We start from the raw sequence: 21737 nt of genomic DNA on the forward strand, positions 1-21737 counted from the left end.
CTCAGTCACCCGCCTTTATGGCGTCGGCGACCGGGATGCCGAAGTCCGGGGTGCCGTCCGGCTTCCAGCCGAGCTTCTGGATACGGGTGTGGCGGTTGGGGTCGTTCAGCGGGTCGCCGTTGATCTCCTTGTACTGGCGGGCGTGGTAGACGAGGACGTCGGTGCGGCCGTCCTCGGCGACCGTGAAGCAGTTGTGGCCGGGGCCGTACTGCTTGGTCGTGTCGTTGCTGGTGAAGACCGGGGTCGGCGACTTGGACCAGCTGATGGGGTCCAGGAGGTGGCTGTCGGCGTCGGCGGTCAGCAGGCCCACGCAGTAGTTGAAGTCGGTGGCGCTGGCCGAGTAGGTCATGAAGAGGCGGCCGTTGCGCTTGAGGACGTACGGGCCCTCGTTGACCTTGTAGCCGATGCGCTCCCAGTCGTACTCCGGGGTGGAGAGCCGCACCTGCGGGCCCTTCAGGGTCCAGGGGTTCGCCATCTCGGAGAGGAAGATGCCGGTGTTGTTGTCCATGCCGGGCTCGTGCTGCGCCCAGGCCAGATAGCGGGAGCCCCGGTGGGTGAAGGTGGTGGCGTCCAGGGAGAAGGTCTCCCAGGCCGTCTTGACCTGGCCCTTCTCCACCCAGGTGCCCTTGAAGGGGTTGGGGTGGGCGTTCTCCAGCACCCAGATGCGGATCGCCCAGACGTCCTCGGCGGGCGCGGAGGCGAAGTAGATGTACCACCTGCCGCCGATGCGGTGCAGTTCGGGCGCCCAGATGTGCGCGCCCATGTTCCCGGTGGGGTGGGCGCGCCAGATGACGGACTCGGCGGCCGTGCCCAGGCCGTTCAGGGTGCGGGAGCGGCGCAGGATGATGCGGTCGTACTCGGGGGCGGTGGCGGTGAAGTAGTAGAAGCCGTCCTTGTGCCGGTGGATGTGCGGGTCGGCCCGGTTGGGGACGAGCGGGTTCACGAAGGGGGCCGGCTTGGGGTGCCTGGCCGGGGCGGCCGCCTGGGCCACGCCGGGGACGGCGGGCACGGCGGCCAGGGCGCCGGCGGCTGCGGCACCCTTCAACAGCAGTCTGCGGCTGGGGGGTTCGGGCAGAGCGTGGTCGCGGTCGCGGCTCATGCGGGGGGCTGCCTCTCACTGGCTTTGCCTGATATTTCGAACACCATCTGTCATTACGAACGCCGAAAAGGTAAGGGTGTGTCACGGGGAGGTCAACGGGTCTGACGGGACGAAGACTGCCGCGTCTCAGAAGGGACGGCTGTACGGGTACTTGTCCACACGGTCGTAGATCGCGCGCAGCCATGGCTCACGGACGGCGGGCAACCGGGCCAGTGTGTGGAGGAGGATGCGCGGATCCGGCCGGAACAGCCGCCCCGGCCGCAGCGGCAAGGGATCGTCGCGCTCGACTCCGTCGGGCAGGCCACCGGTCGTGGGCGTGGGCAACTGCGCGGGCTGGAGCGCAAGGTGGAGCCACACGTCGGCGGGCAGCGGAACAGTGTGCGCGGCACCGGGCGGTGCCTGCCACACCTCGCCGGTCCGCGGGTGGCGGGGGACAAGGACGATTTCCGCGGGGTCGGGGACGCGCAGGCCCGGTCCGGCGAGGGCGGCCGTCTTTCTCGGTGAGCGCCCCGGCGGGAGCAGCAGGTCAAGCGCACGGCCCAGCGTCTCGGCGAGGAGTCCGTCGGGAACGCTCACCGGTGTGCCCGCCGAGGCGGCCAGCAGGCGGGCTAGGGCCGACCCGAGGGCCGCCTCCCAACGGGGATCCCACCACCCGCCCTGCTCGACGGGCGGGATGGCCTCGCACTCCCGGCCCAGCGCCGCCCAGTCCGCCGGGAGAGCGGGTGCGTCGGCGGTGAGGGGGTGAACCGCGTCCGGGTCGAGCCACACCGCCTGCCAGAGCGTGCAGTCGTCGACGCGTGTCGCGACGGCCTGTCCGCACCGGGCGCAGGCCAGGTTGGGGCCACTGCTCCCGTCCAGCCCCAGGCAGTAGCCCTCGCATCGCTCAGGGATGAGAACGGTGCCGCGCACATCGCCGGGCGCGACGACGACCGCGCCCGGCGGCCCGAAGGACAGCGCGGGTAGGGGCGCGAACACGCCCCGGGCCACCGCCTCCTGTGTCCCGACCTCGCTCCACTGCCGCCAGGGCGGTCCGGAGGGTTCGGGTTCGACGGCGTAGGTGCCCGATTCCATCAGGGCGGGGAGCAGCTCATGGCCGAAGGTCTGACGGGCGTGGTCGGGAAGCGCCACACGCGACACGGGCGCGGTCAGCTCCACGCCGCACCGCGCGCACCCGAACACGGCCACGCGGCCTCCCCCTTGTTCTCCCCCTGATCAGGGGAGTATCGCGGCGCGGCAGCGGGTCGCCAACCCATTTTCTGTTATCGGCGCCCGCCACCCCCGTCTCCGATCACGTGCGCAGCCTCACCACCCACACCACAGCAGCGGCCGTCGGCGTCCTCGCGGCGGTCGCGTCACTCGTCACCGCTCCCCCGGCGGCGGCCGCCGGTCCCCGGGACGTCACGGCCGCCGTGCTCGCCGGCCGGGACGTGACGCTCACCGGCGACACGGCCGTCACCGTGCCGCCCGGGACGACGACGTACGACGGCGTGTTCCGGGGTGAGGGCACGCTCACGGTGCGCGGCGGCGGGACGCTGATCCTCACCAGGGACAGCGACTTCACGCTGCCCCGCTCCCGGCAGCGGCAGACGGTGCGGACACTCGGCGGCAACCACCCGTATGTGACCGTGACCCGCCCCGACCCGCCCGCGATCACCGTCGAGCGCGGGGCGACCCTCCAGTACGGCGACGGCGGCACGACCGGGCTCATCGGCCACTTCCCGTACGACACCCCGGCGTTCCGGCTCAACCAGGACAACATCCGGGTCGACGGCACCCTGCGGCTCGCCCTGAAGAGCGCCTACAACCTCGGCACGCTCAGCGGGTCCGGGCTGATCACCCAGCCGCGCTTCCTCTGGGGCACCTGGGACCTCTCGGGGACCCACTCCTTCTCCGGGGTGATCGACAACGGCACGCAGGCGAACGCCGGCCGGCCGGAGTACGCGACCTCGCTGCCGCGTGTGCGCAAGGTCCTCAACCAGGGCACCTGGACGGTCGACACCCCGCTGGGCAGGACCGTCACCATGGGCATGGACTTCTACCAGCGCGAGTACGGCAGCGACATCAACGTCCAGTCGCGGCCGGGCGGCACGGTCGTCCTGGCCGGGCAGTACAGCTGGTCGGACCAGGGCGGCGACACCGACCCCTCGCTCAGCGACCCCGCCCTGAACTGGACGCCGGCCCGCAAGAACGTCAACAAGCGCGGCACCAACATCAAGGGCGCGAACGTCCGGTGGGGCGACGGCACCACGCACAAGATCTTCATGCCGGGCACCGCGGAAACCGTGTACATCAACCTCCTCGCGGCCCGTGAGCGTTCGAAGCTCACCTTCGACTACAACGGCCCGGTGACGCTCGGCGCCCCCATCGGTGGCGGCCGGTTCCACGACACGCTCTCCGCCCCCGGCGCCGGCGACATCGTCATCGCCGGAACCCCCGGCAACGACGTGACCTTCGCGGCCGTCCAGTACTACGACGGCTCCACGACGGTCGAGAAGGGCGCGGTGCTCCGCCTGGGCAGCGGAAAGCGGGGCGGCGACGGCGGCCTGTACACGCGGGGCGCCCTCGCCAAGGTCGTCAACAACGGCTCGCTCGTCCTGCGCAACACGGACAGGCCCCTCACCCTGTCCCGCATCGGCGGCAGCGGCTCGCTCACACAGTCGGGCGCGGCCACGACGACACTGACGGGCGGCGCGGTGACGTACACCGGGACGACCACGGTCTCCAGGGGAACACTGGCCCTGCGCCGAGGCGCCACCCTCACACACAGCAAGGCGATCCGGCTCCCCTCGGCCGGTGCCCGGCTGGACACGGGCCGGGCGGGCCTGCACATGACGACCACCCTCACCGGCAAGGGCACGGTCACCGGCGCGGTCACCAACGAAGGCACCGTCACGAGCGGCCTCACCGTCAACGGCCCCTACACACAGGGCGCGAAAGGCTCCCTGCTCCTGCGGGACAAGCCGCTGAGGGTGACGGGCGCGGTACGCCTGTCCGGAGATCTCGACGTGTCGGCCACCGGGAGCCGGCCCGCCCGCGTCATCCCCGTGCTCGACAACAAGGGCCGCTCCAAGCCCTCGGGAACCTTCACCGGCCTGAAGGAGGGCGCCCGCCTGAGACTGGCCGGCACCACCTACCGCATCAGCTACCGCGCCGGCGACGGCAACGACATCGCCCTGACAGCGGCCGCCGCCACCCCGAGCCCGTCCCCCACCGCGTCCGGCTCGCCCGCATCCGGCACGGTGACGCCCCGCGGCGCCGGCGCGTCGGAGAACATCGGCTTCGGCTGGTGGCCCTACGCACTCGGCCTGGCCCTCGTGGTCAGCCTCGCCGTACCCATGGCGGCGCGACGGGGCCGGGGCCGCAGGGGCGGCGGGCGTCATGCGGGCCGCGCGCGGCAGTGAGGCTCACACCTCGGACTCGCCCCACGACGTGACGGCCGCTTCGTCGCCGACCGAGACCTTGCCCGGCCGGAGCACCGCGTACTTGGTGCCGAAGGCGATGCCGCCCTGGGACGCGCGTCGGTAGGCGGCGAGGGTGCGCAGGGGTTCCGGGCCCGCCCTGGTTCCGGAGTGCTGGTCGACCATGGTGACAGCGCAGCGGATGGCGAGTTTCGCGTAGCCCAGTTCGGTGTCGGCGATGCGGATGCGGTGGGCGCGGTCCTCGGTGTGGGGGGCGTCCCAGCCGTCGATGACGAGGTTGGGGCGGAAGCGGTCCATGGGCAGTGGGCGGGTGCCGCGCTCGGTCAGTTTCCGGTTGAGCAGGTCGAGGGTGGAGCGGGAGATGACGTGCAGGGCGCAGCTGTCGGCGTAGCCGGAGGTGCCCGGTGTCATGCCGTCGGTCATCCGGTCGTGCTCCGGCGGTACGCGCACGAGCCGGCTCCGGGCGCCGAGCACGTCCGAGAGCCAGGCGGCTGCCGCGTCGCCCTGGTCGATGCCCTGGAAGGCGTCCCCGAACAGGTCCACCTTCTGCCGGGTGCCGGAGGTGTCCACGCTCAGGTGCAGGGCTTCCCATCCCGGTGCCCGGAGTGTGAGTCGCCCGCCGCCGGCGGTGAGGGCGGGCCGGATGAGGGCAAGGCGGGGGTCCCGGCGCTGCGTTCGGTACACGCCCTCCTCGCTGACGACCATGAAGCTGCGGTCGTGTGCCAGTCCCGCGGGGGTCAGCAGCGCCTCGCGTGCCGATATCCCGGCGCATCCCTTGACGGGGTAGTACGACAACTCGACGACTCGGGCCATGGTCTTCCGTTTCCGTTCCGCGGTTCAGCGTCCGCTGGGCGCCTCGGGAAAGCCGAGCAGGGGAGCGAGCAGCCGTGCCTCGGCCGCCCAGTCGGCGAGGAAGGCGAGGGTCAGGCCGCGTTCGCGGTAGCGGAGTGCGGCGGGGACGGTGCCCGCACCGCCGTAGTCCGTCTGCTCGTCGTCGGCCCGGGCCAGCATCAGCGCGGTGAGCCAGTCGTACTTCACCGCTGAGGCGCACACGCCGAGCCGTACGAGGCGTTCGTCGCCGTGCCAGCCGCTCTCGCGCAGGCCGTGCACATAGGCGTCGTAGGCCGCCTTGGCCAGGCCGGGGAGGTCGGCGGCGGGGACGAACAGGTCGAAGACGGAGTCGGGGAGGTAGTTGCCGAGGTCCTCGCCGAGCGCGCCGTCGCCGGCGAACGCCCAGTCGAACAGGACGCTGTCGCGGCCGTCGGAGCGGACGTTGGCAGGCCACTGGTCGAGGTGGGAGAAGGCGCGGGGCAGAGACTCCATGACCGTGAGGAACCACTCGCGGTCGTGGTGGAGACGGACCATGTCCGCGCGCAGACCCGCCGGGAAGTGCTCCCGGACCAGGGGGTGTCGCCAGGCCTCGTCGTCGTCGAGCAGCTCCTGGCCCGTCGTCCGGTCGGCCGTGTAGTCGCGCAGGAAGTGCCGCGACAGCCACGGGTGGTCCTCCCCCGCTCCCACCGCACCCTGCCCGGCGCCGAGCCGGTGGGCGTGTTCGACGTGCCGGTCGAGCGGCCAGGCCGTCGCGGGTGCGCCGGGTACGTCCTCCAGCCACAGCGCCACATCGCCGTCGGGGCGTTCCACGCACGCCAGCGATCGGGGCGCGCGGATGCCGTGCCGCTGCCAGACCTGGGCGAGCCCGGACCGGTAGACGTACTCCTCGCGGCGCCAGAAGTTCCAGTGGCGCGGGTCGTTCGACGCCGCCCAGGCGACGCTGGTCTCCTTCGTCCGCGTCAGCACCTTCAGAACGGCCGAACGGTCGCCGCCGGTGACCCGCCACACTCCGGCCGTGACGCCGTTGTGCGGGTTGTGCGCGAGCGGTTCGAACACCGCCCTCCCGGCCGGGACTCCCAGGACCTCACGAACTTCGGCATCAGCGACAGCGACCTCGGGCATCCCCCGATGCTATGCCGACGCCTCCGCCGTGTCCTTGCGTCCGCGCAGCCACACGTACACCGGAATCCCGGCGAACAGGAACAGCACGCCCTGGTAGACGGCCGCGTACCCGGCGCCCGCGATCAGCCAGAAGGAGAAGCCGAAGGAGAGGGCCGCGACGATCAGGTCGCGGGTGAGGCCTGCGGGGCGGACGCGGTCCCGGGAGCCCTGGGCCAGCCAGTACAGCTGGGCCGCCGCCGAGAGCAGATACGGCACGCAGCCGGTGAACGTGGTGATCAGGACGAGGACACGGAAGGTGGTGTCCGGGCCGGCCGTGTAGTTGAGAGCGATGAGGAGCGTGCCGAGGACCGCGCAGGCCCACACCCCGAAGCCGGGGACGCCGCCCTTGCCGAGCTTCGCGAACGGCGCCGGGAAGAGACCGTCGCGGGCGGCGGCGTACGGCATCTGCGCGGCCATGAGGATCCAGCCGTTGAGGCAGCCGGTGATCGAGGCGACGGCGACCAGGGCGATGGCGGTGCCGCCCCAGGAGCTGCCGGTGATGGCGTTGACGGCGTCGGCGAACGGGGCGCCGGAGTCCACGAGCCGGTCGTGCGGGACCAGGCCGAAGACGGCGATCGTGCCGAGGATGTAGACCAGGGCCGAGGCCAGTGTGCCCAGGACGCTCGCCCGGCCGACCGTGCGCTCCGGGTCGCGGACCTCGCCCGCGCTGACGGCGGCCGACTCGACCCCGAGGAAGCTGTACAGCAGCAGCGCGGCGGATGCGGCCAGCGCCCCCGAGACGCTCTGGCCGGAGGCGTTGAACGGGCCGAAGTTGTCCGCGTCGACGAAGAACAGGCCGATCGTGGCGAGCAGGAGCAGCGGTACGAACTTCAGGATCGTCGAGACGACCTGCACCGTGCCGACCCACCGCGTGCCCGCGAAGTTCGCGGCGGCGGGCAGCCACAGGGCGGCCATGGCGACGGCGGCCTGCAGGGCGTGGTTGCCGTGCAGGGGTATGAGGACGTCGACGTAGCCGACGACCGCGACGGCCAGGGCGGCGATGCTGACCCAGCACATCGTCCAGTACGACCAGGCCGACAGGAACCCGGCGAACTCGCCGAACGCGTCGCGCGGATAGACGTAGAGACCGCCGGTGACCGGGCTGCGCCGGGCCAGCTTGCCGAAGAGCAGCGCGAGCAGCACGGCTCCGACCGAGAGCACGAGGAAGGCGAGCAGGCTGACCGTGCCGTAGGGGGCGACGGTGGCCGGCAGCGCGAAGATTCCGCCGCCGATGATGTTGCCCATGACGAGGGCCGTGGCGGCGGCGAGGCCGAAGGTGCGGCGGGGAGCGGGGGCCGCCGCGGCGGCCGGCTCGGCGGCCTCGGTGGGGCTGGGGACGGTCATGAGGGTTCCTGACAAGCGGAGGGGGAGGGTCCTGATCGTAACCGCCATCCCATATGGTGGTCGACCTGTTCATGTACTGGACACAATCGGCTGGGGTCCGCCGCCGGATCTCGACTACCGTCGTGCCTATGACGAGCACCATCACCCTCGCCGAAGCCCTCGCCGCCGGAACGGTCGTCCTCGACGGCGGCATGTCCAACCAACTCGAATCGGCCGGGCACGACCTGAGCGACGAGCTGTGGTCGGCGCGGCTGCTCGCCGAACAGCCGGAGGCGATCACCGAGGCGCACCTGGCCTACTTCCGGGCGGGCGCGGACGTGGCGATCACCTCCAGCTACCAGGCCACGTTCGAGGGCTTCGAGAAGCGCGGGATCGACCACGACCGGGCGGCCGAACTCATGACGCTCAGCGTGGAGCTGGCGCGGGAGGCGGCCCGCCGTGCACGCGCCTCCCGGCCCCTGTGGGTGGCGGCCTCGGCGGGCCCCTACGGGGCGATGCTCGCGGACGGCTCGGAGTACCGGGGCCGCTACGGGCTCACGGTCGACGAACTGGAGCGTTTCCACCGCCCGCGTCTGGAGGTGCTGGCGGCGGCCCGCCCGGACGTCCTCGCCCTGGAGACGGTCCCCGACGCCGACGAGGCCGCGGCGCTGCTGCGGGCGGTGCGCGGGCTCGGAGTGCCGGCCTGGCTGACCTATTCCGTCGCCGGTGGCCGCACGCATGCCGGGCAGTCGCTGGAGGAGGCCTTCGCCCTGGCCGCCGACGTGGACGAGGTCATCGCGGTCGGCGTGAACTGCTGCGCGCCCGAGGACGTGGACGCCGCCGCCTCGACCGCGGCACGGGTCACCGGCAAGCCGGTCGTCGTCTACCCCAACAGCGGTGAGACCTGGGACGCCGAGGCCCGCGCCTGGACCGGACGCTCCAGGTTCACCGCCGGCCAGGTGACGGGCTGGCAGCAGGCAGGGGCCCGGCTGATCGGCGGGTGCTGCCGGGTGGGGCCGGAGGCGATCTCGGGGATCGCGGGGACGCTCGGGGCGGCGTAGCGCACGACGGCACCGGGCTTGGGGCGAACACCCGCCGCCGGTCCGTGCACGACCCTCCTCCCCTCTCCCGGCCACTGCTAGCCTCCGTCCATGGGAACCGGTTGCCATGGCGTTGCCGCAGCTCCCGAGGGGGCGGGTGCGGGCCGGTGCCCGGGAGAGACGAGGCAGGCATGACGAGGAAGAGCGGGGACGCGAGCCGCAGCACCATCCGGGACGTGGCGCTGCGCGCGGGCGTCTCGGCGTCGACGGTGTCCCGGGTGCTGGGCGGCGTGTACCCGGTGAGCGCGGCGACGCGCGGAAGCGTGATGCGGGCGGTCCGTGACCTGGACTATGTGGCCGACGCGCGGGCGAAGGCGATCGCGGGTGTCGGCACGCCCACCCTCGCCTTCGTGCTGGAGGACATCACCGGCCCGTCGTTCGCGCACATGGCCCACGGCGTGGAACGCGAGGCGACCCGGCTCGGCCATCTCTGCCTGGTGTGCAGTACGGAGGGCGATGTCCGGCACGAGCTGGAGTTCGTCGAGATGATGCGCGCCCAGCGGGCCGCCGCGGTGATCCTGGTCGGCGGCAGCGCCGACACCCCCGAGTACCGCGAACGCACCCATCGCATGGCGGACTCCCTCGCCTCGGCCGGTTCCCGCCTGGTCCTGTGCGGCCGGCCACCGCTGGACCCCGGTGCCCCGGTGACGGTCATCGAGTACGACAACGAGGGCGGCGCCTACACCCTGGTCGCCCATGTGCTCGCCCAGGGGCACCGCCGGGTGCTGTTCCTCGGCGGCCGGGCGGACCACACCACGGCCCTGGGCCGCGAACGCGGCTACCTCGCCGCCCACCGGGCCCGCGGCCTCACCCCCGACGAGTCCCTCGTCCTGCACGGCGACTTCACGCGCGACGCGGGCCACCGCCTCATGCGGCAGGCGCTCGAGGACGACCTCGGCTTCACGGCCGTCGTGGCCGCCACCGACATGGTCGCGGCGGGCGCCCTCACCGCCCTGCACGAGGCGGGCCTGTCCGTCCCGGGCGATGTCTCCCTCGCCGGCTACGACGACATTCCCTTCGCCCGCGATCTGCACCCCGCCCTGACGACGGTCCACGTCCCCTACGAGGAACTGGGCCGTCTCGCCGTCCGCACGGCCCTCGAACACACCCCGGGCGCCGCGGACGAGCACCTGTTGCTGGGCACGCACGTGGTGGTACGGGACTCGGTGGGCCCGCCCCCGGCCCGGTGACTCCCTCAGCCGTGCACGTCGCGGCAGCGGTTGTCGTAGGAGCCGGGTGTGCAGAAGATGCCCACCACCGAGTCCGAGATGGTGAGGCCGACCGCGCCGTAGGGGACGCGGGTGACGGTGACCGCGTCGCCCGGGGTGTGGCCCCGCTCGCGCGTGTTGGAGCTGAGGACCTTGCCGCGCAGGGCTCCGCGGGATCCTTCCTTCAGGGTGCCGGTGACGACTCCGCCCCAGGTGGAGGTGGCCTGGTCGTCGCAGGGCGGGGCCTCGGTGGCACAGTCGCGCAGGAGCCGGTAGCGGTAGGTGAACCCGCCCTGCGCGGTGATCTTCAGCGAGCCCTGGGCCCAGGTCCAGGTGCCGGTGACGGCCTTCAGCCCTTCGCCCTTGGTGGGGATCGGCTTCGGGGTGCGGCCCGCCGGGGTGCCGATCCAGACCCGGGTGCGGGCGGGCGGGTGGCCGTCCGGTTCCGGGTCGGTGCCGAAGGCGAGGAGGGTGCCGTCGTACTCGGCGGCGGCGTCCACCCGTACCGACTGCCGGAACCCGTCCTTGCCGCCCGTCGACCTGGTCCAGTTCCGGCCGTCCGCCGAGGACCACAGGGCGCCGGTGCTGCTGGTGGACGTCTCGGCCGACCCAAGGGCCAGGAAGCCGCCGCGCACCGCGACGACGTGGCTGACCGTCCTGCCCTCGCCCCGGGCCCCGACCGACGGGCCGGCCGTGCCCGCGCGCAGGGCCAGGGACCGGGGCGGGTCGGCCTTTCTGCGCCACGTCGCGCCGTCGGAGCTGCGCAGGGTGAAGGAGGCCGAAGTGCCCCAGGGATCCGTGCACTTCGCCCACACCGTGAACCCTTCCTCGTCGGCGAGGGCGGCGACCTCGGGTGCCTGGTCGGGCCACTGGGGACAGCCGACGTCGTGCGGAGTGGCGAACGAGCCCGTGTCCGTGGCGGTCCAGACGCGCAGGCTGCGGCCCCGCTTCTGGCCGGTGTCCTCCTCGAACGGCCCGCCGTCGTGCCCGACCACGACGGTGCCGTGCGGTCCCCGGGCCGCGGCCAGCACGACGTCGGAAGAGTCCGCCTTCGGCAGTTGCTCGGCCTTTTCCCACCTGCCCTTTCCGCGGTGGCGCATGACCGCGGGGGAAGTCTCCCCGTCCCGGAAGAGCGGCCCGGCGGCGATGACCTCGCCCTCGTGCTCGGCCAGGACGCTCACCGACATCTGCTGGTCCGAGGGGCGGGATTGCCGCCATGCGATTCCGTCCGTGGAGCGGTATATCCGCGCGTTGCCGCCCTGGGGGCGGGCCGCGAGAAGGAATCCGTCCTTCGCCGCCACGAGCGCGGTGTCCGACAGCCCGAAGAAGGCGGGCGGCAGGTCGGCGAGGGGAATCTGACGCCATTGCGCGGTGGCCATGTCGGGGCCGGGCCGCTCGTCGCCGCGTCCGCCCTGACAGGACGAGAGCAGGAGCACGGCGCTGAACAGGCACAGAAGCTGCCGGGAACGCCGGGTCGGGGGCGTGGTGGCCACTGCTCTCCTTCGGTCGGGGTGCCGTTCCGGGAAAGGAAGGATGACAGAGCTTCGGAGTTCCTGCGCCGTCTCCGCATTCACGACAGGGAGTTCGATTCCTCTCGCACATGAGGGCGAATCAATACGCCCGTGAAACTCCTGTTTCTCGTGCTTCTGATGATGCGTTTGCGATCTCGCGCACGCGGCCGAGAATCCAACTTCCCTTCGAATTCAGGATTTCTGGCTGCTTTCCGCCCTTGTTTGCTGCCAAGATGACCTCCCACAAATCGTGCAGTCATGAAAGGCAGTCGTGGCCGAAGACCCCATGCACCCCTCCGCGGTCCGCGACCTGCTGCACCGCCTGCCGCCCGGGATCGACACCTGGGATCTCATCGACCCCCTCACCGGCAAGGGACAGCCGCTGTGGGGCTTCCTCACCGACTGTGTCGCCAGGGACGACGAGGCGACGCTGCGTCAGGTCCTGGCCGACCGGACGCCGTTGCACGACGTACTCGACGAGGCACCCGCCTACACCCGAATAGAAGAACCCGCCGAGGCTCCCCTCGTCATGGGCGAACCGGCCGCGGCACGCGCGTTACGTGCCTACGCCGCTCTCGGGCTCGCCCTGGTCGGGGACGCCGATGCCGCCGGGCACCATCTGCGCACCGGAACACCTTGGCTGGCACGCAGCTCCGCCGCCGCGCGGGCGCACGGGCCGGAGGCGGCGGGATGGACCGCGCCGGACGGCTCGCGCCACGGTGAGCGGCTGGCCGCGCTGCTCGCCTCCGACAGCGTGGACGACTCGGTCCGGGGTCATCTCGCCCTCGTGCTGCTCGCTCTCGACGGGGCGCTGCCCAAACCGCTGCGCGGGCCGCGCCTGACGGTGCTCGCCGAACGGGGCAGTGTCGGTGCGCGCTTCCATCTCCGGCTGGACCTGGTCCGCGGGCTGCCCTCCGGGCTTCTGCCGGATCCCCGCGTCATGTCGGGGTTCCTCGGCGACGAGGGGTTTCGCAGTGCGCTGGACGACGCCTGGCGGATCGCGCGCCCCGCGAAATTGAAGGGTGCCGTGCTCTGGTCGCTGCGGAGCGGGGACGGCCCCGTGGACCACGTCGGCGACTCCTCCTTCGGCGCGGCCTTCGCCGTCCTGCTGTCGGAACTCGGCAGGACCCGGGGCAACCCGCTCGGGCCGCTGCGGTTGAGCAGGGTCAATCCCCGTACGTCCGTCGTCGGCGCCATGTCCGGCGAGAACACCCGCGTCATCCAGTCCGTGACCGGGTACCGGGCCAAGCTCAGCGCGGTGAAGGACGGCGAACGCGTCGTCGTACCGGAACGGGACGTGCGGCAGGCCCGTGACCTCGGCGGCGGCGCGAGTGTCGTCGGCGTGGCCACCGTCGAGGAGGCCGCCAAGGCGGCCCGGCGTCTCGACGTGCGCGCCGCCTCGCGGCTCGTGGCCGGGGTACTGGCGACCGGCCTCGTCGCCTCCCTAGTGGCGTGGGGCTTCGCCAGCGGGGAGAGCGAGAGGAACAACCGCCGGGCGGTGGCGGCCGGACTCGCCGCGCAGGCGGTCCGCATGCGGAGCAGCGAACCGCGCACGGCCGGTCTGCTGGCCCTCGCGGGGTACCGGATCGACCCCGGGAACAAGGACGCCGAGAACGCGATCCAGGAGGTCCTGGAGACCAACCGCAACACCGTGCGCAGCTGGAAGGCCGACCGAACCGTCAGCGTCCTCGCCGTCGACGACACCGGGCACCGGGCCTACACCTCGGGCATCGCCGACGCGATCCAAGTGTGGGACATCGGGTCGGGGCGGAAACTGGGCGAGGTGAAGGGGCGGGCGGCCGGTCTCGTCCGAGGCGTGGAATCGGGCATCCTCGCGGCCCATGACGGCAGGGACCTGCGGCTGTTCGACGCCTCCGGCGACAAGCCCGAGGAGCTGGGGACGGTGAAGGCGCCGTCCTGTACCGGGCCCTTCAGCGAGATCGTGGGGATGGGCTTCACCGACAACGGGTCCGGTCTCACCACCGTCTATGACGACGGCGCCGTCACCGAGATCGAACCCTCCAGCCGCACCGTGACCGGCTGTGTGCGGCTCAGGGAGATCGCGGGAAAGAAGCTGCTCGGCCGGCTGCCGTCGTCGAACCGGCTGGCGATGAGCGCGGATGTCGTGCCCGCCTATGCCGGCCCCGGGGGCGGCGCGGACCAGGCCGTCCTGCTGCTCACCACGAACGAGGTGGTGTCGGTGAACCTCCGCACGAAGAAGGTGTCCCAGCTGCTCCCGGCCGAGGACGTCCCCGGCGGCGCCTCACTGGTCCAGGCGTCACAGGACGTGGTGACGGTGGCCACCAACGGCGGGGTCCTGGCCTGGGACCGCGCCCGCAAGCGCAGCACCTATCCGCTGGGCGGTCTGTCCACCCGGCCCACGGCGATGGAACAGGACGGCAACGACGTCGTGATCGCCGGGCCGGGAGGCACGGCCGTGATTCCCGTACAGTCCTCCCCCGACGGCGCCTCCGCGCCGCTGTCCGTGCCGAGCGGCGGGCGAACCGTCGCCGCCGTACGGGCCGGTGACGGAACCGTCGTGACGGCGGGAGAGGGCCGCGTCACCGTGCTCGGCAACACTCCGGTGCACCGGGCCCTGCCCCCGGCGCAGCCGTCCACGGGCTCCGTCTTCGGCCCCGGAAACACCCTGCTGCTCACCGACTTCATGACCAACACCTCCTACGGCGCCTACTCGATCGACCTCGACTCCGTGCCCGAGACGATCAGCGCCGCGGGAGCCTCCTACGAGCACGTGACCGAGTACCCCGCCTCGGGCTCGTACATCAACGCCCTCGCTCTGTCGGACCAGTTCGTGGCCGCCGTCGGCCAGAGCCGGGGCATCGGGACCATGACGGTGTGGAAGCGGGACGGCACCTATCTCCAGCAACTCGACATGTCCCCCGAGGAGGACCGCAAGCGCACGCTTCCCGAACGCATCGTCTCCCAGGTCGACTTCGTGCCGGAGCACCGTCTGCTGGTGGCGCGGCACGTCAGCGGAGACGTGGGGATCTGGCAGACCGGAACCTGGCGGCGCCTGGGCACGATCGACCTCGCGGCCGGGACCTCGGACATGGCGATCCACGGCAGGACCGGTGTCTTCACCGAGGGCGAGGGCGACGAGACCCGGCTCGTCATGGTGGACCTGGTCACCCGCCGGAAGCTGCGCACGGTCGCCGCTCCCGGCGTCACGCGGGTGTCGTACTCGCGGGACGGCTCGCGGCTCGTCACCCTTGACATGACCAGCGGCACCGTGCGGCTGCTGGACGGCGGGAAACTGACCGCGCTGGGCGACCCCCTTCGTATGCCCGAGGGTGAAGACACCGCCGACAGCGCGATCTCGCCGGACGGCCGGCTGGTGGCGACGGCGCTGGGAGACCGCGTCTTCGTCCACAACCTCGACTCCGGGCAGCAGTCGATGCCGCCGCTGCGTGACGTCAACGGCACCGACGTGGTGCAGGTGAAGTGGTCACCGGACGGTACGTATCTCGCCGGGGCCTCCCTGCCTCAGCAGCGCGAGCACAAGCAGCCGGGCGCGGTCAACATCTGGAAGATGACCGAGGGTTCCCTCGAAAAGCGCATGTGCGACTGGACCGACGGCGGTCTTTCGCGCGACGAGTGGGAGAAGCACGTGGACGAGTCCGTGTCGTACATCGAGCTGTGCGAGGACGTGAAGGGGTGAAGCGGCTCGGCGCGGGGGTGAGACGGGTGGCGGCCCTGGTGGTGGCGGCGGCGCTGCTGGTCGCGGGCTGTGACACCCCGGGCGGCGGGGACGACGCGTCGGACGGGAACAGGCCGAACGCCGCGCACGGTGCGCCGGTGCTCGCCTTCGTCCGGCCGGTGGCCCGGGAGATCGTCCTGGCGGACGCGGCCGGCCGGACCTGGCGCGGCGCGAAACTGAGCGCCCGGGCGGACGATGTCCGGTGGTCCCCCGACGGCTCGGCCCTGGCGTGGATCGACGACGAGAACGACAGCCCCGACGGACGGCGCCTGCACCGCCTCGACATCGCCTCGGGAGACGAGCGGACAACGCCCTGTGCCTGCCGGGGAGTCGGCTTTCTCGGTGACGCCGCGGCCACGGTGACCACCAGCGGCGACGCGCTGCTGCTGTACACCGCCGACGGGCAGGTCAGGCGCGCACAGCTCAGCACCCCGGTGTCGCCCTACGCCCGGGTCGCCGCCGGCGGACGGGACGCCGTGACGATCGCCGACCTGCTGCCCGAGGAGAAGGCGGGCCGCGGCCAGTTCCAGATGCTGGCGGTCGACCGGTCCGGAACGGTCCGCCCGTTCCGGCCGGCCGGGGCGCCCACGGCGTTCAGCGAGGGCGTGCAGTCCCCCGACGGGCGGCGCATCGGCTGGGCCTCCCACGACTCGGGCGGAGCCTGCTGGAACGTCGGGAACGTGCGGGTCGCGACCTACGGGCAGGAGGGCCGCCAGGCTCCGGAGCGTCCCGCCGACGCCGCGATGGCCCGCGCCCTGCTGGAGGACCGGCTGCACGTGACCGGTCTCGCCTGGGCGGGCGGGGGCCTCACCGCGACGTTCGGGCCGATGGAGGGATGCCAGGCCGTGCCGCCCGAGCGCTTCGTGTCGTACTACCTGCGCGACGGCGCGTGGCGCTACATCGGCTCGGGCATGCTCGCGGTCGGCTACGGCGCGAAGGGCCGTACCGCGCGGCTCCTGGCGTCCGAGCGGCCCCGGCCCGAGAATCCCGACGAGACGTATCATCCGCCCCTCGGCGATTTGGAGTTCACCGACGGGGACGGTGAGCGCCAGGTCATCGGCACCCGGGTGTCGTCGTTCGTCTTCACCCCGGCGGAGAGCGCCGGGGCGGCCGTACCCGCGGCGGCGCCCCAGCCCGCACGGACCGGTGTGGCGAGGACGACCGACCGCGGGGAGCGGGTTCCGGCCCATCTGCGGGCGCTCGCGCAGCGCATCAGGGACGCGGCCGAGGACGACGACGTCGAGGCGCTGCGGGCGCTGTGCGACCACTGCGACGACGAGACCCGGGCCGCCCTGCGGACCGCCGAGGGCCGCCGCGAACTGGTGCGGCTGCTGAGCAGCCACCCGGGCCTGAAGGAGGACGGCATCGTGTTCCCGGGGCTCGCGGCCCACCGCTGCGTCGACCACCCCGCGCAGGACATCACCTGCACCGCCGCGCAGATCCACGACATCGCGCTGCTGGACATTCCCGAGGCGGACGAGGACGACTACGAGGGCACCGTGTACGAGCCGGAGTTCGAGCAGCGGCTGCAACTGCGGACGGGTTCGGGCGGCAAGGCGCTGTGGGTGGGGAGGTGGGCGCCGTGACGTGCGCCGACGAGATCGAGGGCCCGGAGCCGGAAGGCGCGGATGCGGCAGCGGCGGAGGCGACGGTCTGCCTCTGCGGCCGCGGCTGTCCGCCGTACGCACCGGGCCCCGAGGCGGTGGAGTCACGCGCCTCGAACGGGCCGGTGATGGCGGGGGACGTGCTGCGCGGGGAACGCGTCGTCGGCTTCGCCTACACGCAGCCGCCCGACGGCCGCCTGCCCGAGGCGCGGGACGACCGGCTCCTGACCGAGGCCGACCACCAGCCGGACGCGCCTCCGCAACGGCCCGTGCCCACGGTCAGGCCACCGGGTCCGGCCGACGAACGGCTCCCCCACGACCGGCTGCCGGAGCGGGCCGTGGTGCCCGCCGCCCGGCGGTCCCGGTGTCTGCCGGCGGCGGTGGACGACCTGCTGGCCGACGCTCCCTGGGCGCGGGTCCTCGACCCCATCGCCAGGACGGTGCGGGAGGCCGGGCACGAACTCTGGCTGAGCGGCGGTGCGCCCCGGGAACTGCTGGCGGGCAACGGCCGTGAGGCGGTCCGGGATCTGGACCTGACGGGCACCGCGCCGGCGGGCCGCTTCGCGGAGCTGGCACGCCGGACCCTGGAGGAGGACGGCGAGACGTACGAGCTGAGGACCAAGGTGAGCCCCGACACCCTCGTCTGCACCGTTTACCGCGACGACCGGCCCACCCCGCTCATCGAGTACCGGGGCCTTGGGCTCGGCGGCTTCCGCTTCCCGGCCACCGGCACCGACCTCGTCGCCGACAGCCTGCAACGGGACTTCACCGTCAACAGCGTCCTCTACGACTTCGAGCGTCATCTCGTCCTCGACCCGAGCGAGCGCGGCCTGCCGCATCTGTCGGTACCGGGTCCCGATCCGTCGGTACCCGGGCGCGCCCTCGTTCCCGTCCACCCCTCCGGTGACCCGCTGGTGCAGGCCGCTCTGGCGCTGCGCGCGGTGAAGTTCCTCGTGCGCTGGCAGGCCGACGGGCCGGTGGACACAAGCGAACTGCGCGCGTGGACCGACGCGTTCCCCGAGGACCTGGCCGACCACGTCCGGGAGCGAGGAGACCAGGCATGGGACCAGTTGCTGGCCCTGCACCACGAATGCCTGGGCGGCGTCCCCGCACAGCGGCAGACGGCGGTGGCGAGCACACTGGGGCCGGGCGTGGAGCGGCTGCTGAAGACGCTGCTGGGGAGCCCTCGATGAACGGTCCCGCGACGAGCGACACCGCTCCCCTCCCGCACCGGCCCCTCTCCGGCTGGGTCGCACGCCTCGGCGCCCCCGGCTCCGCCGCGGGGTCGCACCGCGTCACCGGCCCGGTGAACGACGGAGCCGAACGGACCGACGCGCGCACGCTCCCCCTGTTCCAGGACCCGGCGTGGCGCAGGACGGGCCTGGTGGCGCGGCGGGACGGCGGCCCGGCCGTGCACGCCCTGGCGCTCAGCCACCCCGGCCGCGGCATCTCCTACGTGGAGCTGGACGATCTCGGCCGGCCCCTGCCCGCGAGCGCGGAGGGCACGGAACTGGTCGCCCGTATCGAGGAACGCTGGGAGGCCCCGCCCTCGGAGCCGGACGTCCTGCGGGTCCTCGCCGGGGAGAGCCTCGACCTCAGACATGCCCTGCTGTACCGGCTCGCCTCCGAGACCGCCCCGCCCCCGGTGCTCTTCCACGCGCTGCCCTGGAGCGACCTGGACACCGTCACGGGCAACGTGCTGGCCGTGCTCGACGGGGCCACGTCCGTCGAGCCGCCCGGGCTCGAACTCCGCCACTGGTTCACGCCCGCGGCGACCCGGCTGGCGGGGCCCCTGGCGGTCCTGGAACGCGGTATGCGGGAGGGGCGGGAGCGGGCCGCGCTGCGGCATGAGGCCGTCTCCCTGCTGACGGGACTGCTGTCCGCCCCTGCGGAGAGGATCCCCGGTCACACCTCCCAGCGGCTCGCCTTGCTGGCCGACCGGCTCGGCAGACAGGACCCGCTGCTCCGGCACACGGCCCGGGTGGTCTCCTCCCGGCTGCGCCGCGGGCCCCGGGCCGGGCGCCCGCCGTCCTTGTCCCTCCGCCTGGAGTCCGTGCTGCCCGCGGCGGCCAGGCGGACCGAGCGTGCCTACCGTACGGCCGCCGAGGACGAGCTGTTCGAGGCCTCCGCGGAACACACCCCCGGGGGCCGGGTCCGCGTGACGCTGACGCTGCCGAAACCCCTCCGCACGGCCGAGGAGAGCTGGATCGACGCCTCGGACGGCATCGTGGCGCCGTTCGTGCTCCGCCCGGCCGACACGGCACCCCAGCGGTACTGGGTCGCCCTGCGCGGCCGGGGGAGCGCCCTGCTCGGCGTCATCGAGCTGTTCGCCCCGCAGGACCGGTTCGAACTGGTCGCGGACGAGCCCCCCGTGCCGTTCGCCGCGCTGCGCACCGTGCCCGCGATCGAGCTGGTGCCCTCGCTGCACGCGTCCTCGAACGCCACCCTGCGCCTGTGGGAGGCGGCGGCGAGCGCCCTGCCGTCCGACCACGCCGTGCCCGTGGCCCTCCGGCTCCGCCGGGAGGACATCGCCCGCCGGTGACCGACGACGAGGAGGCACACGTGGCAGAGAACCCTGAGCCGGACACGCAGGCCCGGCGGGCGGCGATCGCGGACGAGCTGCGCAGGCTCGAGGAGAGCGCGATGTACAGCGCCCAGACGCAGTTCGAGACGGCGAAGCACTGGCGGGGCGTGCACCTGATGATGGGCATCCCCACCAGTCTGCTGGCCGCGGTGGCCGGCACGACCGCGCTGGTGGAGTCGACGGGGCGGATCGCCGCCGGCATTCTCGCGCTCGTGTCGGCCGGGATCAGCGCCGTCATGACCACGGTGAACGCGCCGCTGCGCATGTCCCACGCCACAGGCTGCGCCAACGCCTATCTCGAGGTGCAGACGGCCGCCCGGCAGGCCCGGACCGTGGACCTGCCCGTGATGCCGGTCGACGAAGCCCGGGTCGTGCTGGCGGAGTTGACGGCCCGCCGGGACGAACAGAACCGGGCCGCGGATCCCCCGGGCCGACGCGCCTACCGGCGCGCCCAGGCCAATATCGGGCGCGGTGGCCAGACGTACGCGGTGGACGACGAACGTCCGGTGGCGGGACGGTCAGTGCCGGCGGAGCGCCCCGGAGCGGCGGAGTCGTCGTACGGCTGAGCGCAGTTCCGTACCGCGTGTGGGCGAACCGTCGGCAGGGACCGATGCGAGTGCGGGTTCCTCGGGCGTGACGGCGTCGGTCGCCCAGAGGGCGAGTTCACGGTCCCGGGGGCCGTACGCCGTATAGGCCACACCGTCCTCGGCGTCCGGTGCGCGGTCTCCGAAGACGCGCACCGGATGGGCCGCGTCCCAGCGCTCCCAGCCCGGGTCGCCGTCCGTGGCGAAGCGCGCCCACGCGGAGTGCATCGCGTCGGCCAGGTCCTGTGGTCCGCCCTCACCGGCCAGTTTGCGGGACTCGGGTACCTCCCCGGTGTCGAAGACGAAACCGAGCTCCAGTGCGTGGCAGGCGCCGAGGTCGGGGAGGTTCGAGGGCCAGGCGAATTCGTAGACGTACGAGGGTTCCGTCCGGGTGTCGGCCAGGTGGTGCAGAGGGATGCGGAGGAGGTGGTCGGTGACGAGCTGGCCGACGAGGTCCGCCGTGCTCGCCTCGGGGTGCAGGGCGCGGTAGCCGCGCGGAACCTCGCTGCCGCAGTGGCAGCGGGCCATGGCACCTGCCAGGGCGACGGCTCCGAGGCGGTCGACGCGCTCCAGGAGGCCGCCCGGGACCAGCCACAGCCGGTACTCGTCGCGGGTCCAGCCCGTCAGCAGCTCGACCCCGGGGGCCGCGCCGCCCTCGGTGAGGGCCTCCAGGGGGTCGCGCGGGACGGTGTCGCCGTCGATGACGATGCCGAAGGCGGGGCCGCCGACGACCGGGCTGCTCAGCCTGCCCACCTCGGCCTGGGTACTCAGCAGCAGGTCGCGGTCGACGGCGGCGAAGGCCTCGGCGGTGGCGGGGATCTTCAGCCGGGTGGCCATACGGCGCACCATCCGCCGTACCTTGGCCCGCTCGGACGCCTCGGGCGGGCCGCTCTGCAGGACCGCCCGCCGGACCAGCCCCTGTGTCTGCGGGGCGGCGACGAGGGCTCCGATGCTGATCGCCCCGGCGGACTGGCCGGCGAGGGTGATGCGGCCGGGGTCGCCGCCGAAGGCCTCGATGGCCTCGTACACCCAGGTCAGGGCGGCTATCTGGTCGCGCAGGCCGGGGTTCGGGGGTGTGTCCGGGAACAGTCCGTAGCCCTCGACACCCAGCCGGTAGTTGACCGATACACAGACCACGCCGTCACGGGCGAAGGCATGGCCGTCGTAGACGGGTACGGCGGAGGAACCCCTGGTCAGGGCGCCGCCGTGCAGCCAGACGAGGACCGGGAGGCGGGCTCCGTGGGCCGGCTCAGGGGTCCAGACGTTGAGGTTGAGGCAGTCGTCGCCGGGCACGACCGGGTCGGACAGATAGTGCGCGAAGGCGCCGGAGTACGGGGGCTTCGGCGGGGTGGGGCCGAAGGCGCCGGCGTCCCGGACGCCGTCCCAGGGCGGGAGGGGGACGGGCGGGCGGAAGCGGCGGGGGCCGAAGGGGGGCGCCGCGTACGGGATGCCGCGGAAGACCGCGACTCCCCGCTCGTACCTGCCGCGTACGGCCCCGTACGGGCTCCTGACCACGGGATCCGTCTGGTCTGCCGTCATGCGCCCACCAGCCCTTCGCCGCGCTCGTGCACCGGTATCACCAGAGCACCACATCG

15 protein-coding genes are annotated in these 21737 nt (G+C 73.0%); 8 read left to right on the forward strand and 7 right to left on the reverse strand.

Annotated elements, in window-relative coordinates:
* Position 1 precedes the first annotated feature (1 nt).
* Both ACZ58V_RS28400 and ACZ58V_RS28405 read right to left on the reverse strand, forming a co-directional pair.
* Entirely contained in the window at positions 2-1099 is a 1098-nt protein-coding gene (locus ACZ58V_RS28400; protein ID WP_468199125.1) for a glycoside hydrolase family 43 protein, read from the reverse strand.
* A gap of 126 nt (positions 1100-1225) precedes the next feature.
* Complete coding sequence (locus ACZ58V_RS28405; protein ID WP_468199127.1) at positions 1226-2284, reverse strand: hypothetical protein; 1059 nt, start codon at positions 2282-2284, stop codon at positions 1226-1228.
* A gap of 107 nt (positions 2285-2391) precedes the next feature.
* On the opposite strand from ACZ58V_RS28405, the gene ACZ58V_RS28410 reads away from it, so the two are divergent.
* Positions 2392-4500 carry an autotransporter-associated beta strand repeat-containing protein gene (locus tag ACZ58V_RS28410; protein WP_471293383.1) on the forward strand — a complete coding sequence of 703 codons (2109 nt, stop codon included), beginning with the start codon at positions 2392-2394 and terminating at the stop codon, positions 4498-4500.
* A 3-nt stretch (positions 4501-4503) separates the two neighbouring features.
* Here ACZ58V_RS28410 and ACZ58V_RS28415 read toward each other — a convergent pair whose 3' ends face one another.
* The 3 genes from ACZ58V_RS28415 to ACZ58V_RS28425 are packed head-to-tail and all read right to left on the reverse strand — an operon-like array spanning position 4504 to position 7854.
* Positions 4504-5331, reverse strand: a complete 828-nt coding sequence (locus tag ACZ58V_RS28415) for an MOSC domain-containing protein (RefSeq protein ID WP_468199132.1) — start codon at positions 5329-5331, stop codon at positions 4504-4506.
* Between the two features lie 24 nt (positions 5332-5355).
* Complete coding sequence (locus ACZ58V_RS28420) at positions 5356-6471, reverse strand: aminoglycoside phosphotransferase (RefSeq protein WP_468199134.1); 1116 nt, start codon at positions 6469-6471, stop codon at positions 5356-5358.
* 9 nt (positions 6472-6480) lie between these two features.
* On the reverse strand, positions 6481-7854 hold the full coding sequence (locus ACZ58V_RS28425; RefSeq protein WP_468199136.1) for an amino acid permease: 1374 nt from the start codon (positions 7852-7854) through the stop codon (positions 6481-6483).
* A 128-nt stretch (positions 7855-7982) separates the two neighbouring features.
* On the opposite strand from ACZ58V_RS28425, the gene mmuM reads away from it, so the two are divergent.
* Both mmuM and ACZ58V_RS28435 read left to right on the forward strand, forming a co-directional pair.
* Positions 7983-8894, forward strand: a complete 912-nt coding sequence (gene mmuM / locus ACZ58V_RS28430; RefSeq protein ID WP_468199139.1) for a homocysteine S-methyltransferase — start codon at positions 7983-7985, stop codon at positions 8892-8894.
* Between the two features lie 170 nt (positions 8895-9064).
* Positions 9065-10123, forward strand: coding sequence for a LacI family DNA-binding transcriptional regulator (locus tag ACZ58V_RS28435; protein ID WP_382825760.1), 1059 nt, complete (start codon positions 9065-9067; stop codon positions 10121-10123).
* A 5-nt stretch (positions 10124-10128) separates the two neighbouring features.
* On the opposite strand, the gene ACZ58V_RS28440 is transcribed toward ACZ58V_RS28435, so the two are convergent.
* The gene (locus ACZ58V_RS28440; protein ID WP_471293386.1) at positions 10129-11634 is read right to left on the reverse strand and encodes a hypothetical protein; all 1506 of its coding nucleotides are present in this window, start codon (positions 11632-11634) and stop codon (positions 10129-10131) included.
* Positions 11635-11923: 289 nt separating this feature from the next.
* Between ACZ58V_RS28440 and ACZ58V_RS28445 the strand changes: the two genes are divergently transcribed.
* From ACZ58V_RS28445 to ACZ58V_RS28465, 5 genes are read left to right on the forward strand one after another with little or no spacing between them, the layout of a single operon-like run.
* A complete protein-coding gene (locus ACZ58V_RS28445) occupies positions 11924-15331 on the forward strand; it encodes a WD40 repeat domain-containing protein (RefSeq protein WP_471293389.1) in 3408 nt (1135 codons plus the stop codon).
* Positions 15328-16956, forward strand: a complete 1629-nt coding sequence (locus ACZ58V_RS28450) for a TolB-like translocation protein (protein ID WP_471293392.1) — start codon at positions 15328-15330, stop codon at positions 16954-16956. Before ACZ58V_RS28445 ends, ACZ58V_RS28450 begins: the two co-directional genes overlap by 4 nt.
* Complete coding sequence (locus ACZ58V_RS28455; RefSeq protein WP_468199147.1) at positions 16953-18167, forward strand: nucleotidyltransferase family protein; 1215 nt, start codon at positions 16953-16955, stop codon at positions 18165-18167. Before ACZ58V_RS28450 ends, ACZ58V_RS28455 begins: the two co-directional genes overlap by 4 nt.
* Positions 18164-19516 carry a hypothetical protein gene (locus ACZ58V_RS28460; protein WP_468199149.1) on the forward strand — a complete coding sequence of 451 codons (1353 nt, stop codon included), beginning with the start codon at positions 18164-18166 and terminating at the stop codon, positions 19514-19516. The genes ACZ58V_RS28455 and ACZ58V_RS28460 overlap by 4 nt, the downstream gene beginning before the upstream one ends.
* A 20-nt stretch (positions 19517-19536) precedes the next feature.
* Positions 19537-20124: an SLATT domain-containing protein gene (locus ACZ58V_RS28465; RefSeq protein ID WP_382825751.1), complete on the forward strand. Its 588-nt coding sequence runs from the start codon at positions 19537-19539 to the stop codon at positions 20122-20124.
* Here ACZ58V_RS28465 and ACZ58V_RS28470 read toward each other — a convergent pair.
* A complete protein-coding gene (locus ACZ58V_RS28470; RefSeq protein WP_471293395.1) occupies positions 20077-21681 on the reverse strand; it encodes a carboxylesterase/lipase family protein in 1605 nt (534 codons plus the stop codon). The two genes, ACZ58V_RS28465 and ACZ58V_RS28470, sit on opposite strands and share 48 nt — an antisense overlap.
* Positions 21682-21737: the final 56 nt, after the last annotated feature.

The sequence above is a fragment of the Streptomyces sp. NPDC040589 genome (assembly GCF_055594445.1).